At 68.9% G+C, this 17123-nt stretch carries 11 protein-coding genes and 1 tRNA gene; 5 read left to right on the forward strand and 7 right to left on the reverse strand.

What is annotated here, in order from left to right:
- Positions 1-71: 71 nt before the first annotated feature.
- The 4 genes from ACKOB8_RS00930 to ACKOB8_RS00945 all read right to left on the reverse strand — a co-directional run bounded on the left by ACKOB8_RS00930 (position 72) and on the right by ACKOB8_RS00945 (position 6852).
- Positions 72-2408, reverse strand: coding sequence for a glycerol-3-phosphate 1-O-acyltransferase (locus ACKOB8_RS00930; protein WP_526374698.1), 2337 nt, complete (start codon positions 2406-2408; stop codon positions 72-74).
- Entirely contained in the window at positions 2405-4072 is a 1668-nt protein-coding gene (locus ACKOB8_RS00935) for an HAD-IB family hydrolase (protein ID WP_526374700.1), read from the reverse strand. The genes ACKOB8_RS00930 and ACKOB8_RS00935 overlap by 4 nt, the downstream gene beginning before the upstream one ends.
- On the reverse strand, positions 4069-5550 hold the full coding sequence (locus ACKOB8_RS00940) for a wax ester/triacylglycerol synthase family O-acyltransferase (protein ID WP_526374702.1): 1482 nt from the start codon (positions 5548-5550) through the stop codon (positions 4069-4071). The genes ACKOB8_RS00935 and ACKOB8_RS00940 overlap by 4 nt, the downstream gene beginning before the upstream one ends.
- A 99-nt stretch (positions 5551-5649) precedes the next feature.
- A complete protein-coding gene (locus tag ACKOB8_RS00945; protein ID WP_526374704.1) occupies positions 5650-6852 on the reverse strand; it encodes an alpha/beta hydrolase in 1203 nt (400 codons plus the stop codon).
- Between the two features lie 165 nt (positions 6853-7017).
- Between ACKOB8_RS00945 and ACKOB8_RS00950 the strand changes: the two genes are divergently transcribed.
- The 4 genes from ACKOB8_RS00950 (at position 7018) to ACKOB8_RS00965 (ending at position 10742) form a co-directional block, all read left to right on the forward strand.
- A tRNA-Arg gene (locus tag ACKOB8_RS00950) sits at positions 7018-7091 on the forward strand.
- Between the two features lie 450 nt (positions 7092-7541).
- Positions 7542-8615, forward strand: a complete 1074-nt coding sequence (locus ACKOB8_RS00955; protein ID WP_526374706.1) for a glycosyltransferase family 2 protein — start codon at positions 7542-7544, stop codon at positions 8613-8615.
- 14 nt (positions 8616-8629) lie between these two features.
- Positions 8630-9871, forward strand: a complete 1242-nt coding sequence (locus ACKOB8_RS00960; RefSeq protein WP_526374708.1) for a GGDEF domain-containing protein — start codon at positions 8630-8632, stop codon at positions 9869-9871.
- Positions 9872-9986: 115 nt separating this feature from the next.
- Positions 9987-10742, forward strand: coding sequence for an enoyl-CoA hydratase (locus ACKOB8_RS00965; RefSeq protein WP_526374710.1), 756 nt, complete (start codon positions 9987-9989; stop codon positions 10740-10742).
- Here ACKOB8_RS00965 and ACKOB8_RS00970 read toward each other — a convergent pair.
- Positions 10739-11974: a DUF222 domain-containing protein gene (locus ACKOB8_RS00970; protein ID WP_526374712.1), complete on the reverse strand. Its 1236-nt coding sequence runs from the start codon at positions 11972-11974 to the stop codon at positions 10739-10741. The genes ACKOB8_RS00965 and ACKOB8_RS00970 overlap by 4 nt on opposite strands.
- A gap of 58 nt (positions 11975-12032) precedes the next feature.
- On the opposite strand from ACKOB8_RS00970, the gene ACKOB8_RS00975 reads away from it, so the two are divergent.
- A complete protein-coding gene (locus ACKOB8_RS00975; RefSeq protein WP_526374714.1) occupies positions 12033-13970 on the forward strand; it encodes a DUF1214 domain-containing protein in 1938 nt (645 codons plus the stop codon).
- A 3-nt stretch (positions 13971-13973) separates the two neighbouring features.
- Here ACKOB8_RS00975 and ACKOB8_RS00980 read toward each other — a convergent pair whose 3' ends face one another.
- Together ACKOB8_RS00980 and ACKOB8_RS00985 are read right to left on the reverse strand one after the other, a co-directional pair.
- Positions 13974-15137, reverse strand: a complete 1164-nt coding sequence (locus tag ACKOB8_RS00980) for an acyl-CoA dehydrogenase family protein (RefSeq protein ID WP_526374716.1) — start codon at positions 15135-15137, stop codon at positions 13974-13976.
- Complete coding sequence (locus ACKOB8_RS00985) at positions 15134-17122, reverse strand: acetyl/propionyl/methylcrotonyl-CoA carboxylase subunit alpha (RefSeq protein WP_526374718.1); 1989 nt, start codon at positions 17120-17122, stop codon at positions 15134-15136. Before ACKOB8_RS00985 ends, ACKOB8_RS00980 begins: the two co-directional genes overlap by 4 nt.
- Position 17123: the final 1 nt, after the last annotated feature.

Below are 17123 nucleotides of genomic sequence, written 5' to 3' on the forward strand. Positions count from 1 at the left end.
CGTGATTATTCGTCGCTTGCGCGCGCTGTTCCGGGATTCACCGGCAGCGACGTTAGCAGTGATTTCCCCGGTCAGTGGGGTTTTGCGGCCAGTGCTGCCTCGCGCTCGTAGAACTGTTCGGCCGACAGTTCGTGCACCCGGTCCATGTCGCCGAGGATGGTGCGCAACTCGCGCAGGAAACCGTGGCGGCGCTCGCGTAAATCCGGAGCGGGCTCTAAAAGTTTCTGATCGGCCGCCAACTGCCGTGCGGTGGCGAACAGCAGCGCCGAGACCGACTCATTGCTGCGCACCAGGCCCTGCGCCGCGTACTGATTGCCGACCCCGAGGGCTGACGTGGTCAGATCCTGGAGGCTGATGTCGGCGGGGGCGTCGCACAGAACATCGGCAACGATCTCGTAGGCCTCGATGAAGGGGCGCAGCATTGCGTTGGCCATCAGCGGTCGCTTGGCGCGCAGCATCGCGCCCACCGCCGCACTACCGGCCGCGAGCTGGCTCTCCCAGGAGTCGTTCCACTCCAACTCCTCGGCGATGTTCGCGCGGAAGGTGGCCGAGTCGGCGAAATAGAACTCGAACTTGAGCAGCGAGCGCAGCCGCATCGCCTGCGCCCAGAAGGCGTCCACCCGCTCCCCCTCGGCTGCCCGCGCGGCGTGAACGAGTGCCAGCTCGACGATCGAGGTCTCCAGGAAGGCGTGGATCAGGGAGTTGCGGTAAAAGGCTCCCTCAAGTTCGTCTTCGGGCGCGATCCGCCAGACCGGTTCGTGACCGCCGTCGACCCGGGTCACCGGGTGGCCGTTGGACAACGCGTCGACCGCGGTGCGGACTCCATCCGGCGAGTGCAGCCGCAACGCGCTGTTGGTCATCGGCGTCTTCTTGCGCTCGAGATAGTCCAGCGAGTCCTGCAGGGTGTGATGCAGCTGCCGCAGGGTCAATGCCCGGCCGCGAGTGGCCAGCAGAACCGCAGACACCAGCCCGGTGGCGTTGATCGGGGTCGCCCGCAGGATTCGCCACGCCACCTCGATGGCCATCTTCTGCATGGCCAACCGCTTGGAGTCCACGTTGGTGGCGATCGGACCGTCCGGCTCGCCGAGATACTGCCGCATCGACACCGCTGCCGGGAAGCGGACATAGATTTTGCCGTAGTTGCGCTCGCCCTGTGCCTTGATGAAGTTGAACAGCCACTCCGCACCCTCGGGGATCTTCTCGCCGCCGCGGGCATACGCGGCATACTCGGCGGTCTCGTGCAGCTGGTCGAAGCTGATCGACACCGGCTGCAGCAGGATGTCCTCGCTGCGGCCGTCCAGGTAGGCGTCGGCGACGTAGCTCAGCAGACCGAGCTTGGGTGGCAGCATCTTCCCGGTCCGCGACCGGGTGCCCTCGATCGACCAGCTCAGGTTGAATCGCTTCTGCACGATGTAGCCGACGAACTGCCGCAGTACATACTTGTACAGCGGGTCGTCAAGCTTGCGGCGCAGGAAGATGACCCCCGAGCGTCGCATCAACGGACCCATGAACCCGAAGGACAAATTGATGCCGGCGAAGGTGTGTGCCGGGGGCAGCTTGTTCTCCTGCATCGCCACCGGCACGATGACGCCGTCGAGGTAGGAGCGGTGTGACCACAGCAGGACCGCCGGGTGCTCCTCCAAGGAGCTGCGCATGGCCTCGATTTCGGTTGTGTCGTAGTCGATTCGGGGATCGAAACCCCGGCTGAAGATCGCCCGCCCGAGGTTGGGAATGAGGTCCACCGAGAACCTGCTCCACCCGGTGGCAAGCTCGTTGAGCATGGTTTCGGCCTTCTCCGGGGTCGCCCCGGGAATTCCCTTCAGGCCGTCCACGAATCGCGAGGACGCCATCAACTCGTCGGTGATCAGGCGCGGCGACTTGTATTCCGGTCCCAGCAGGCGAAGTTCCATCCGCTCGATCGCCAGTTCGGCCCGGCGCAGCACGAACCGGGCAAAGTCCTGCGGGCTCTTGCCGGCGCTGTTTTCCTGCCACTGGTCACGCAGTTCGGACACCGTCGCCGGCTCCCCGGCGACGATGCGGGCCCGCGACGGGTCCTTGCGCAGGATGGCGCGCTGAAGCATCTCGGGCGGCCGGTAGGTGTCGCGCCCGGAGAGCAGGCCCACCACCTTCACCCGGGTGGGCAGCCCCCCTGGGACCCAGAACACCCGGACCGGGACGACCGAGCGGTCCCCGCCGGAGTCGAGTTCCCCGACGAGTCGGTTGATCACCTGCGGGCTGGGATCGGTGTGCGGCAGCGGCAGAACCTCGACCCGGGTGCCGGGGTGGGCGCGGCGCTGGGCGTGCAACCAGTCGTCGAGCAGGTCGAGCTCGGCCTTCGACGACGCCGAGGCGAGCACCAGGGTGTCGTCGGTGGTGCTGAAGTCGGCGAGGTGATCGGCGGCTGTCATCGGCGACCCTTCAGTGCCGTAGTGCTGGCTTTCACGGGGGCCTTCTTCACGGCCTTCTTCACGGCCTTCTTCGCGGCCTTCACCGGGACCTTCTGCGCGGCTGTCTTAGCGCCTTTCTTTACTGGTGCCTTCCGGGCGGTCTTCTTCGGCGGCGCCTTTTGGCGCCGGGTGGATCCGGTGTAGAGGTCGGCCTCGGGCACCTCGTCGAGCGGCCAGTCCTTGAGAGTGTCGACGTAGAGCTGGCGCACCTCCTCGATACGGTCGGGCAGATCCTCCAGGGTCCAGTCGGCCACCGACAGCGGCGGGTAGACGAGCACGTCGACCGAGCCCGGGTTCATCGTCGAGGCATTGCGCGCCGCGATCGCTTCGGCGTTGCGGATCACGATCGGCACGATCGGCACCCCGGCCGACATGGCCAGCCGGAAGGGGCCCTTCTTGAACGCCCCCACCGACCGGGTGTCGAGCCGGGTCCCCTCCGGTGCGATCACCACCGAGAGGCCCTTGCGGGTGAGTTCCTCGGCTTCGCGCAGCGACTCGATGGCCGCCTTGGGGTTGTCCCGGTCGATGAACACCGTGTCGACCAGCCGGCCGAGGGTGCCCACGATGGGGTCGGTCTGCAGTTCCTTCTTACCCACTGCTGTCCAGTTGTCCTGGACCAGCGAGGCGACGATCACCCCGTCGAAGTTGTTGCGGTGGTTGAACAGGAAGACCGCCGGGCGCTGTTTGCGGAGATTCTCCTTGCCGAGCACGTTGACCCGCACACCGCTGGCGGCCAGCAGCAGCTGAGGGAAGGCCGTGGTGAAGAAGTTGACACCGCGACGCCTGCTACCGGTCAGCACTCCCCAACCGATCGCCCCGGACAGCGCGGGCACCAGCGACCCGGCCGCGAGCAGGGTGCGCACCTGTCCCAGCAGGCCTCCGCTGCCGCGGCTGTTGAACTCCAGGATGGGCCAGCCACGCTTGCGCGCGACCGCGGCCATCTTGTCCCCGGGATTGGTCGGCCGCGGGTTACCGACCAGATGCATCAGCGCGATGTCCTCGTCGCCATCGGCGTAGAAGTAGCTTTCCTTCAGGTCGATTCCCTGCTCGTCGGCGAACTTCTGCACGGCGTTGGCCTTGCCGGGACCCCAGACGATCGGCGGAACCACCTTGCCGGTGAGCACTCCGTTGAGGTCGATCTCGAACCGGTTGGTCAAGGTGTTGGGGATGCCGAGGAATCGGGCGACGGGCTCCACCTGGATGGTCAGCGCCGACGAACTCAACACCACGGTGTGTCCGCGGTCCAGGTGCGCCTGCACGAGTTCGCGCATCTCCGGGTAAATCCGTTTCTCGATCTTCTCGTGGAACAGCCGCTCACCGATCTGCTGCAGATCGCTCAACGGGCGTCCGCGCAGCATCTCCGAGGCCCGGTTGATCAGAGCCTCGAACTCCAGCCGCCCGAAGTGATGATCCAGACCCGCGGCAACCATGCTGACCAGCTCGCCCAGCCCCATGTCGCGACGGCGCAGCCGTTCCCGGGTCATGATCACCGCGGTGAATCCGGCGACCAGGGTGCCGTCGAGATCGAAGAACGCCCCCACGCCCGGACCGGGCGGGCTGGCCATGACTTCGGCCACCGAACCGGGCAGGCGCACCTGGGACGCGGCACTTTTCGCGCTGCTCATGAGTAGGCCACCGATCCCTTCCTGGGCGGAGCGGACTCGCTGTCATCGGGGAAGGAAGCCGGGTAGACGCGAGGCTGCGGGTCACCGGCGAGTGCGAGCACCTCGTCGAACCCCTTCCGCAGGCACTGCGCAAAGAGTTCAGGGTAGGCGATCGAGGCGCGGTCGTAGCGTGCGGTGACCGTGGCGAACCCGCCGCGAGAGACCAGCACCACCATCATCGCCACACCGGGCAGCGGTCCCAGCCCGTACTGGCGCAGCACTTTGGCCCCCGCGATGAAGGTGTCGCCGGGATAGATCGGCACATTGCTGGCCTGCACGTCCGACGCGATCACCGATCCGCTCAGGGACTCCAGGATCGCGTCGGGAAGCAGTGTGAGCAGCGGCGCCACCGCGCCGAGCAGGTCGATCGCCGCCTCCTCGCGGCGGGCGATCATCTGCTTGTGGATCTTGGCGATCCGGGACGCCGGGTCGGCGACGCCGATGGGTGCCGCCAGGTTGACACCGGCGAACCGGTTGCCGCCGGCGGGGTCGGCATCGGCCCGCAGGTTGACCGGCACCGCCATCGGCAGGCTGTTGATCGGCAGCCCGAGGGCCTCGTGATAGTGCCGCAGGGCGCCGCACAGTCCGGCCAGATAGGCGTCATTGATCGAACCGTCCGCGGCGTGGGCGGCCCGATGCAGATCGCCGAGTTTCATCTCGATGGCCTCGGTGCGGGTGGACAGGCTGCGCCGGCGCAGCAGTGGCGAGGGTTCGGCCGCGCGGCGCACCACGCGCCGGCCCGAACGCACGTAGTCGACGGCGTCGAAGATCGCCGATCCGGGGCTGCGGACGACGCGGCCCAGCAGCGAGAAGCCGCCGGAAACCGCACCGAGCACACCGCCGGCGATCGCGGCGGGCAGGTGCCCGATGCCCTCGCGCATGAGGTCGTTGGGCGTGATGTCCTCGGGCACCGGGATCGGCGGTGCCGGCCGGGTCGGCGGGGTGCGCTCCAGGTCGTAGATCTCGGCGAACATCGCGGTGGCCCCCACCCCGTCGGTGACGGCGTGGCTCAGGTGCAGCAGCGTGGCGGCCTTGCCGCCGTGCAGGCCCTCCACCAGAGTGGCCGTCCACAGCGGCCGGGAGATGTCCAGCGGCGACTGCAGCAGCACCTCGGCCAGATCGAGCACCTCGCGCAGCCGGCCCGGGCTCGGTACCCGCACCCGGCGCACGTGGAAGTCGAGGTTGAAGTCGGGGTCGACCACCCATCGCGCGGGCGCGGTCGGCAGGGTCGGCATGACCACCTTCTGCCGCAGCCGCAGCACCTTGCGGGAGGCGTTCTCGAAGCGGGTCCGGAAGCGCTCCCAGTCAGGGGTGGTGTCCAGGATCTCCAGGGCCATGATGCCCGAGCGGGTACGCGGGTTGGCCTCCCCGCGGTGCATGAGGATGTCGAAGGCGCCGAGCTCGGACGGCAGGCCGGCGGCGTCGACCGGGCCGCTCATCCGTACCGCCTCACCGTCCGCACCTTCCCGCGAGTCCACCCACCGGGTGTGACCCCACGCTAGTCCGACCGGGACGGTCGCGAAGCTAGCCGGCGAAAATCAACTCGCCGAGCTGACCGGCGCCCGCCTGCGGCGCGCCGCGGCGTGGCGGCCGTAGACGACGCCGAGGAACGCCGCGACCGCCTCAGCGGCCAGTTGGCAGCGCAGGGTCGCGATGACGTCGAAGGCATGGTGCGCGTTGGGGATTTCGGCGTAGGCGACCGAGCGGGCACCGGCGTCTCGCAGCGCGGCGTGGAAGGCCCGTGCCTGCGAGTGCGGCACCACGGCGTCGTTCTCGCCGTGCAGGATGAAGAACGGCGGCGCCTGCCGGTGAACCCGGAAGATCGGGGAGGCCTGCTCGAACAACTCGCGGTTGTCGGCGAAGCTGGCCCGCATCACCAGCGTCTCCAGCAGCGGCACGGTCAACTCGTGCATGGCCTCGTGGTTGGTGAGGTCGTAAAGACCGTAATGCGGCACAGCGGCCTGCACGCTGGTGTCGGCCTGCTCGAAGCCGGGCTGTAGGCCGGGCTCACCGGCGCTCAGCGCAGCCAGCGAGCACAGATGCCCGCCGGCCGAGCCGCCGGTGACGGCGATGAAGTTCGGATCGCCCCCGTACTCGGCGATGTTGGCGCGCACCCAGGCGATCGCCCGCTTGACGTCGACGATGTGGGCCGGCCACGCGTTGCGCGGGCTGCGGCTGTAGTTGATCGACACGCAGATCCAGCCCAGTTCGACCATCCGGCTCATCAGCGGATAGGCCTGGCCGCGTTTGTGATTGATCGACCAGCCGCCGCCGGGGATCTGGATCAGCACGGGAGCGCGCATCCCGGCCGGCAGATCCGGCCGGCGCCAGATGTCCAGCAGGTGGCTGCGTCCGCCCGGACCGTAGGAGATGTTCGTGGTCTCGGCTGCGTAGCGACGGCGGTGTCGCATGGCGTCGACGACGCCCGCAAGTTTTGGCTGTCGAGCCGTGTAGGGCTCCAGGGGATGATGCACCGAGGCGGTGTAGTCGTCGCCGAAGGCGTCGCGGAGGGCGCCGTCGAGGGCGGTATCGGCCCGCTGCGCCGCCAGACCGCATGCCATCTTCTCCAGGGGTGAGGGCACCGCCGCGAGCGCGTGCCCGGTGAGGACCTGGGGTCCGAATTCGGCGGCCAGCCAGCCCAGCACCCATCCGGCTATCGTCGGCGTGCCGCGGACCAGAAGTGAGCCGGTCCGGAAAGCGCGTTCACACAGGACACCGATCTCGTCGATCGCACCGCTCATTGCCAGTCGGCTCCCTTGCCATGACGGGTCTGGCTCGACACAGTAGCCACGCCGCCGCGGCCAAGGCGGGATTTTCCGGCGCTTCCGGCGTCCGGAATTTCGTTTCAGCAGGCCGGAGCGGCAAAATTGCCCGACACGACACGGCGGATAAGCTTGGAACTCGATGCCTCCGTAGCTCAGGTGGATAGAGCAAGGGCCTTCTAATCCCTAGGTCGCACGTTCGAGTCGTGCCGGGGGCGCAGGTCAGCGCAGCCTGGTGTGCCGCGCACGCTCATCATCCGGCGGCCATGGTCAAAACGGCGATTGGCCACCACCGCTCTGCTAGCGTCCCTGCTCAGGGAGGACCGTATGTCCGTTGTCTCGGGCGTGCCAACATCAGACGGCGAATCCGGCAGATTCGCCCGCGCTCCGTTCGCCAGCGTCCCCCGGCTCACGGTGTCGGCCCGGCGACGCGTCGAGGCGGGGAATTCGCGACTGGTCGTCGCCTCAGTCGTAGCCACCATGATTGCCATCGGCGCGCTTGTGGCCATGGTGGGTTTCCGGGCGGTCGACCGCACCGTGCCGCGGACCCCTGAACCCGTGCCGTTCGGCGGCTGGATCATCTGGGTCTCATAGGAGCGGCCGACCGCTCACGTGATCGGGTTCGCGGTCTTGGGCATCGGCCACCGCTGCGCCCCGGTGCCGGCCGTGTGCGCACCACCGTTCTGATCCCGGCCCGCAACGAGGAGCTCTGCCTAGGCCGAACTCTGGCAGCCCTGCGCTCCCAGACCAGGCCTCCGGACCGGGTGATCGTGGTCGTCAACAACTGCACCGACCGCACGGCCGAGGTTGCCGCCGAGGCGGGCGCAGAGGTGTTCCACACGCACGGAGTCGTTCGTCGCAAAGCCGGAGCGCTGAATCAGGCTCTTCTGCAGCTCCTGCCGAAGGTGGTCCGCAACGACGTCGTGCTGGTGATGGATGCCGACACCGTCCTGGAGCCCCGTTTCATCGAGGTCGGCGCCGGTCACCTCGAGCGCGACCCGATGCTGTCGGCGGTCGGTGGAATCTTCTACGGCGAAGAGAGCCACGGTTTGGTTGGCCAGTTCCAGCGCAACGAGTACACCCGGTACGGCCTGCAGTTGCGCGCACGCAACGGACGGGTATTCGTGCTCACCGGGACGGCCACCATGTTCCGGGCCGAAGCGCTGCTTGACGTCGCTGCAGCGCGCGGGACCTACCTCCCCGGCGACCCCGGTTGTGTCTATGACACCGAGGCCCTCACTGAGGACAATGAGTTGACGCTCGCCCTGAAGTCTCTGGGAGCCACCATGATCTCGCCCTCCCAGTGCCGCGTCATCACCGAGTTGATGCCGACCTGGCGGGACCTTCGGCGCCAGCGTATGCGCTGGCAACGCGGCGCGCTCGAGAACATCGCCACCTACGGGATCACCCGGGCCACCGCCCGCTACTGGGGCCAGCAACTGGGGCTCGGCTACGGAGTCATCGCCCTGTGGCTGGCCTTGTTGCTTCTATTGCTGACAGTGCTGGCCGTGGACACCTGGATCTGGTTCCCGTTTTGGCTCACAGCAGGCGCGGTGTTCGTCGCGGAACGCGTCATCACCGTGTGGGCCGGCGGCTGGCGGGCGAGGGCTCTTGCGGTCCTGATGGTTCCCGAACTGGGTTACGACATGTTCCTCCAATCGGTGTTCGTGACCAGCCTGATGAACATCACCCTGGGTCGACGTCAACACTGGGGGCATCTCCAGCGGACGGCTACACCGTGACCGCGCCTACCGGATTGCTGCTGCCGACGACATTCCTCACATCGCCGGCCTTCCTCGTACTGGCCACCATCGTGGCGGTCAACACGATCATCTACGTGGGTTTGTCGATCGCCAAAATGACCCCCTGGCCGCATCAGCTACGCCCTGATCAGACCCGCGCCGCCCTGGCACGGTTGGGAATCCGCCCGCGCGATTCCCACGCCCGGCACGCCCTCGAGTCCGGCCAGAGCTTGCCCGATGAGGAACCGTTGCCACTGGCCCTTGCGCGCACCGAAATTCCGCTGGCTTTCGGGTTCCTCGGTGGCGTCGAAATCCTCTTCGCGCTCGGTGGCGGTGTGGCGACAGGCTTCGCGCATCCGGCTCACCTTGCGGCCTCCGTCGCCATCGGGGCGATGCTGATCTTCGGCTCCGTGCTCCTCGGCCACCACCACGTCAATCCCCGGGTGCTGATGTGGGTCTGGGTGCTCGCCTGTACGGCCGTGGTCGTGAATCTGGTCTGGGATTCGTATCTGACGTCTAATCAACTGCTCATCTTCTTCGGGCTGCTCGTCATGGTCTTCGCGGTGCCCGTCACGTTGGCTTGGGCTCCCGCACTGATCGGTGGACTGCTGATGTTCACTGTCATCGTGGCAGGGCAGATCCTGTTCATGGAGGGCCGAGACGACCTCTTCATCGTCGTGCTGGGCGTGCTGAGCCTCGCCATCGCCGTTGTCCAGCTCGAGCTTCGCCTGGCGGTGGTCGCGAAAATGGCTGCGCACGAGCAGGCGCTGGAATCCGTCGCCGGCGCGGATCCCGTGGTCGGTTCGCTCTCACGGCGCGGGCTCCTCAGCCTCGCCGGAGGCCTGGCCGACACCGCGGAGCGGGTGGGGTCACCGGTCTTCGTAGCCATGGTGAAGATCGGGCCGATGGCCGATCTGAACCGGCTTTACGGATACGAGTACGGCGACGCCGTCATGCGCACCGCCGCGGAGGTGCTGCACGGTTGCTGTCACCCGGGCGATCTCGTCGGCCGGTGGACCGGCAGCCGATTCGTCGTTCTGGGGGTAGGAACAGGTCCGCAGCCCGAGGCCTTCGGCGCTAGCGTCGCCGATGGCATTCACGCCTGCGGAACAGACATCGGGAAGATCCCGGTGACGGTCTCGATCGGCATCTGCACTGCCGACCCGGCTCGAACCACTTTCGAGGAGATGGTCAGCGCCGCCGAGAAGCACTTGAAGTCGCAGCGCAACCAGGATGTGGACGCGGCAAAGGGTTGAAAGGTGATGCCGGCCCATGGCCGCGGCGGCAGTGGTGGTCGCGTACCCAGACGATCACGCGGATGGTCCCGGCCAGGGGGCCGCAGGCAGGGCACCGCTGTTAGCCTCATGTCCCGTGGACGAGTTGGTGCACTACACCGTCGCCGACCGCGTCGCCGTCATCACCGTCAACGACCCGGACCGGCGCAATGCGGTCACCGAGGCGATGTCGGCGCTGCTTCGGGACACCGTGGGGCGCGCGGAATCCGATCCGGAGGCGCACGCCGTCGTGATCACCGGCGCGGGCAAGGCGTTCTGCGCCGGCGCGGACCTCTCGGCGCTGGGTGCGGCGACCGATCAGGGCTTGGAGCGCATCTATGCCGGCTTCATGGCCGTCGCCCGCTGCGCGCTGCCCACCGTCGCGGCGGTGAACGGCGCGGCCGTCGGCGCCGGGCTGAACCTGGCGCTGGCCGCCGACGTCCGCATCGCCGGGCCGGCGGCCGTGTTCGACCCCCGCTTCCAAAAGCTGGGCATCCATCCCGGCGGTGGCGCCACGTGGATGTTGCACCGGGCGGTCGGTCCTCAGGTGGCCCGTGCCGCGCTGTTGTTCGGGATGCGATTCGACGCCGAGGAAGCGGTGCGCCACGGTCTGGCACTGTGCGTGGCCGACGACCCGGTCGCCGCCGCCCTCGAACTGGCGGCCGGACCCGCCGCCGCCCCCCGGGAGGTGGTCCTGGCCACCAAGGCCTCGATGCGCGCGACCGCCATCCCCGGCTTCATCGATACCGACCATCACGAGGCCGCCAAGAACATCGAACTTCCGCCGCAGGCCGCCTCGATCGAGTCTCCGGAGTTCGCCGCACGCCTGGCCGCCGCCCGGCGGCAGCGTTAGGCGGCGGTCGGCGGGGTTCCCGGCAGGGGCGGCGCGGTGGACCGGTAGTGCGCGCCGGTCGGTGTGGTGAAAACCGCGGTGTGAGTGAAAGCGTCGTCGTCGACGTCGGTGCGGACGTCCCAGCCGGGTGCTTCTTTGGTGTAGTTGCACATCTCGCACTGCCCTGAACCGTTGGCGGCACTGGTGGGTCCCCCGCGGCGATGCGGGCTGGCGTGGTCGCGGTGGCGGATCGGGGCGTCGCAGTAGGGGGTGCGACAGCGTTGGTCCCGCAGCCCGATGAAGTCGGCCAGGCCCTTGGGAAAGATCCGCGATCGCGACTCGAGGGCGACCAGCGCCCCCGACGCGGGCCGGCCGTAGAGCCGCCGCAACGTGGCACGCGAGCGCGGGTCGGCGGCGGCCGAGGCGATGAGTTCACGTGCGCTCGCCGAGGGCACCGGACCGTACCCGCCGATCAGCGCCGCACTGTCCTGTCCGGCCAGCAGCGCCTGATCGGAGATGACCACATTGACCGCCACCGGCACGGCCTGATCGGCCGGCCGGCCGGTGACCCGCTCCACCAGGGTGTCGGCCATCACCTGGCCCCGCGACCGGCCGTCGCAGCAGACGTCGGCCTCCCGCTTGAGAGCGGCGTACACCGACACCCCCTGCGCCACCGGCAGCAGCGCGGTCACATAGGTCATCACGTCGGGAGCCGGGCGGATCGTCACCGTGCGGTCCTGGGCGGCCCGGGCGTTACGCTCCGCCACCGCCCGCGGATCCAACCGATAGGCGATCGCCTTGGCGGCTGCGGTCAGTGCCGCATCGCCTTTGCCGTCCAGTCCCCGCGCATCCGCGCACAACTCCGCGTCGAGGCGGGTCCGGTCGTCGCGATCCAGACACGCCGACTCCCGCACGATGAGCATCGCCCGCCACTCCGAGAGCGCGCCGGACTCCAACGCCGCCAGGGTGCAGGGCATCTCGTCCACCAATGCGTGTGCCAATCCCAGATAGCGCCCGCCACGCACCGGAGACTCCCGGCGCGCCAGTGCCACCTCGGCGCCCACCCCGCGGCCCCGCCGCGCCGCCGGCACTCCCGCGGCCGCCTCCGAGGCACGCCGGACACGATCCAGGGCGGCGGTCAATCGCGCCTGCCCGGCGGCCGCGGCGGCCTTGGCCCGTTCCAGCGTCGCGATCGCCGCCACCATCGCCGACTCGTCGGCACCCGCCGCCCGGCCGATCAACTCTTCGAACATATTTTCGATTGTATCGACACCCTGTGACACGTTGCCCGACTCGCCTACTGTTAAGGTCATGGTGGTCCGCATGGTTGCCGGAATGGCCGCGCTGGGTGCCGGCGTGGCGATCCTCACCGCCGGTACCGCGGACGCCGACACCGACTCCGATCCGGTGACCGCCACGCGCGCCGCCGCCGAACCCGGCAGGGCAGCCGCCTCCCGGACCGCGACCCGCGCGCGCACCCCGGCCCGGGCCGACCAGAGCGTGCAGAGCACGATCCTGGCGCGCCGGCCGGTCCTGGCCTACAACGCCGCCCAGAACGTCCAGTCACCCGCCGGGGTCATCACCGGAACGCTCAACCCCACCCAGGCCAACGGCTACCCGCTGACAACGACGGTCACCAGCGCTCCCCGGCGCGGGTCGGTCACGATCGCCGCCGACGGCACGTTCGCCTACACCCCGACACCGGAGTTCGCGGCCCTCGGCGGCACCGACACCTTCACCGTGACCGCCGACGATCGGCCGGACAACCCGCAACACTGGCACGGGCTGCAGACCTTCCTGGCCCCGGACGCCGGCCACACCGCGACCGCGAGCGTCACCGTCCTGGAGAATCCCGGACCCGCCCTCCCGCCGAGTGTGCTGGCGACCACCGGCCAACTCGCGGCCGAGGCCGCGGCCACCCAGCTCGTCGCCTCGCTGCCGATGCAGGTGGCCAAGCTGGTGCTGAAGGCGGGGTGGCTGCTGGCGGCTCAGCAGAACTACGCACGGGTCGGGGGTCCGGACGCGGAGAACCTGGCCCGCCTGGACCAGGCGGTGGACGAGTACGCGATGGCCGCGGCGTTTCAGGTTCAGCTGCTCAACTCCGCCGACCCGATCGTGATCCAGCAGGTGGCGCCGCCGCACGACTGGTACCTGCAGCCGGTTCAGGGGTCGCGGATCTGGTATGACAACCCCGACACCATCTACCGCTTCGTCGGGGTCAACAGCGCGTCGTCCTACGTCCTCACCGGCCGCTTCGAGAGCACCCCCGCCGACACCAACTTCAGCGTGCTGACCGGATTGGGCGGCACCACCGCGACCAACCTCAACGGCCGCGACCTAGAGCTGAACCCCGACGGCTCGTTCACGATCACCGCCAGCGCGGATCCGCCTGCCCCGGGCCAGACCAATCACCTGCAGCTGCCCGCCGGAACAACACTGATCACCACCCGAAACACGTTGTCGGACTGGAACTCCCAGGCGCCGATGAGCCTGTCGATTCTCAAACTGACGGGGCCGCCGCCGAGCCTGTTCAGCCAACTCGGGGGCTTCGCCTTCCCCGGGATCGGGTCGCTGGTCGCCGCGAACCCGCTGCTGACGTCGCTGGTGTCGCTGATCCCGCCGCTGCCGACCCCTAACCCGGTGCAGTCGCTGGAAGCCGCGGTGATCATGCTGCTGCTGGGCATCAGCGGGGAGAACCAGTACATGCAGGTGGCCACCACCGACCCCGACAGTGGTGAGTTGCGCGCCCCGAATACCCTCTCCGACCCCGACCGCAACGCGCAGTTCCTGTCGACCCAGCTGCAGAGCGCCGGCTACTTCCAGCTGGACGACGATCAGGCGCTGGTCGTCACCGTCGATCCCGGCAACGCCCGGTACTTCAACCTGCCGGTCACCGACGACTGGACCATCACCGGGGATTACTGGAACGAACAAACCAGTCTGAACATCAACCAGGCGATCGCCGACCCGGACGGCCGGTACACCCTGGTCGTCTCCCCGACCGATCCGGGAGTGGCCAACTGGGTCTCCACCGGCGGGCTCAACCAGGGCACGATCTCGATGCGATTCCAGGATTTTCTCCTCTCGGAGCGGACCACGAAGGTGCAGACGCAGGTGGTGCCGATCGATCAGCTCGCCACTGTGCTGCCGCCGACCACGGTCTACGTCACGCCGCTGCAGCGCCAAGCCCAGATCGCCCAACGGCAGCTCGGGTACAGCGCGCGCTACGCGCCCTATCCGCAGGCCTGAGTCTCAGCGCAGTCCGATCTCCCGCGCGATGAGCATCAGCTGGACCTCGCTGGTGCCCTCACCGATCTCGAGGATCTTGCTGTCCCGGTAGTGCCGGGCGACCGGAAACTCGTTGATGAATCCGTAGCCACCGTGAATCTGGGTGGCGTCGCGGGCGTTGTCCATCGCGGCCTCGCTGGCGAGAAGCTTGGCGATCGCGGCCTGTTTCTTGAACGGCTTGCCGGCCAGCATCAGCGCGGCGGCGTCGTAGTAGGCGGTGCGCGCGGCGTGCGCCCGCGCTTCCATGCGGGCGATCTTGAACTCGATGGCCTGGAAGCGCCCGATCGCGGCGCCGAAGGCGGTGCGCTCGCGGGCGTATTTCACCGACTCATCGACGCACCCCTGGGCCGCACCGGTGGCCAGTGCGGCGATCGCAACGCGGCCCTCGTCGAGGATCTGCAGGAAGTTGGCGTAGCCGCGACCGCGTTCGCCGAGCAGGTTCTCCTCGGGCACCCGGACGTCGGTGAAGGACAGCGGATGGGTGTCTGAGGCGTTCCAGCCGACCTTGTTGTAGGCCGGTTCGGCGACGAAACCGGGGGTCGGCACCGGAACCAGGATCGCCGAGATCTCCCGGGAGTCACCGGAGGTGGAGGTGACCGCGGTGACGGTGACCAGACGGGTGATGTCGGTGCCGGAGTTGGTGATGAACTGCTTGGAGCCGTTGATCACCCAGTGCCCGCCCTCGAGCCGGGCGGTGGTCTTGGTCGCCCCGGCGTCGGTGCCGCCGCCGGCCTCGGTGAGGCCGAAGGCGCCGAGCGCGACCCCGCCCGCCAGCGGGGGCAGCCACTGCTGCTTCTGCTCCTCGGTGCCGAAGCGGTAGACCGGCATCGCGCCGAGGGACACTCCGCCCTCCAGGGTGATCGCCACGCTCTGATCGACCTTGCCCAGTTCCTCCAGCGCCAGGCAGAGCGCGAAGTAGTCGCCGCCCATCCCGCCGTACTCCTCGGGGAAGGGCAGGCCGAACAGTCCCATCTCGGCCATCCCGGCGACGATCTCGTAGGGGAAGCTGTGTTCGGCGTCGTGCTGGGCCGCCACCGGGGCGACCACCTCGCGGGCGAAGTCGCGCACCGTTTTCGCCAACTGCTGGTACTCGTCGGGCAGGCTTGCGGTGGAGAGGTATTCGGTCATCTTTCGGCACTTTCTTGTCGAGCGGTGATGCGGGCCAGCGGCTGGCCCACGGTGACCTGGTCGCCCAGGGCGACGAGTAGTTCGACGACTCCGGCGACCGGCGAGCGCAGTGCGTGTTCCATCTTCATCGCCTCGACCGCGACGACGACACCGTCGACGTCCACCTGGCCGCCGTCGTCGACGCCGACCGCGACCACCGATCCGGGCATCGGGCTGGTCAGCTCGGCGTCACCGGTGTGCGCGTCGTCGGCCCGCACCGGCTCCGCGGCGACCTCGGCCAGTGCGACGGTGCGCCCCTCGCCGCACAGCCAGATCCGGTGATCGCCGCCGGCGACGCGGTAGCGGCGACGCAGCCCGTCGAGGGTCACCGCAAGATTCCCGCCGTCGAGGTGTGCGGCCAGGGAGCGCCGTTCACCGTCGCCGATCCACGCCTGCGCCCGCTGCGGGTTTCCGGTGATGCGCACGTGGTCGACACGGGTCCGGCCGCCCAGCCGGAAATCGGTCGGGGCCGGTTCGCCCAGCCGCCATCCGGACGGGATATCCCACAGCCCCGAGGGCCCGCTCGGCCAGCGCTGCAACCAGCGGTAGGCCGCCGCGGCGATCAGGTCCTCGTCGCACGCATCGCCGGGTGAATACTCAAGCCGCTCAAGCAGTCCGGTGTCGATCCGTCCCGCCGCGACGTCACGGTCGGTCAGCACGTAGCGCAGAAAGTCGATGTTGGTGCCCACGCCGAGCACCACCGTCTCCGCCAGCGCGGTGTCCAGTGCGCGCAGCGCCGAGGCGCGATCGCCGCCGTGTGCGATGACCTTCGCCAGCATGGGGTCGTAGTCAGAGCCGACCGTCATGCCCACCGACAGGCCCGAATCGATACGGACTCCCGCACCCGCCGGCTCCTCGAGCGCGAGCACCGTCCCGCCGGTCGGCAGGAACCCGGCTGCCGGGTCCTCGGCGTAGACACGCGCCTCGATGGCGTGGCCGCGCAAGGCGATGTCGGCCTGGGTGTGGCGCAGGCGCTCACCCGCGGCCACCCGCAGTTGCCATTCGACCAGATCCCATCCGGTCACCATCTCGGTGACCGGATGCTCGACCTGCAGTCGGGTGTTCATCTCCATGAAAAAGAACTCGTCGGGGCGATCGGCGGAGACGATGAACTCGACCGTTCCCGCGCCGACGTAGTCGACGCTGCGGGCCGTTTCGCACGCCGCCGCTCCGATGCGGGCTCGGGTCTGCTCGTCCAGCAGCGGCGAGGGCGCCTCCTCGATCACCTTCTGGTGGCGGCGCTGCAGGCTGCACTCCCGCTCACCGAGGTGCAGTACGGTCCCGTGGGCGTCGGCGATGACTTGGACTTCGATATGCCGGGGCGCCAGCACGAATCGCTCCAGGAAGAGGGTGTCGTCACCGAAGGCGGCCTTCGCCTCCCGGCGGGATGCGGCGAGCGCGGCGGGAACTTCGCCGGGATCATCGACGCGGCGCATGCCCTTGCCGCCCCCGCCGGCCGACGGCTTGACCAGAATCGGGAACCCGATCTCCCCGGCTGCCGCGACCAGTTCGGCGTCGGACATGCCCGGCCGCGAGACCCCCGGCACGACCGGGACACCGAACGTCGATACCGCCGCCCGGGCGGCGATCTTGTCACCCATCGTCGCGATGGCACCGACGGGCGGTCCGACGAACACCACCCCGGCCCGCTGCAGTGCGGCGGCGAAATCGGCGTTCTCGGAGAGGAATCCGTAGCCGGGATGGACGGCCTGCGCACCGGTGCGCAGCGCGGCGTCGATGACGGCGTCGATGTTCAGGTAGCTCTCCCGGGCGGGCGGCGGGCCGATCCGCACCGCGATGTCGGCGTCGCGAACGTGCGGTGCGTCGGCGTCGGCGTCGCTGAAGACCGCCACCGTGCGGATCCCCAGTGCCCGACAGGTCCGGATCACGCGCACGGCGATCTCGCCGCGGTTGGCGACCAGGACGGTGTTGAAAGTTGTGCTCATC

This window comes from Mycobacterium sp. (genome assembly GCF_046091765.1).
Classification (GTDB): Bacteria; Actinomycetota; Actinomycetes; order Mycobacteriales; family Mycobacteriaceae; genus Mycobacterium.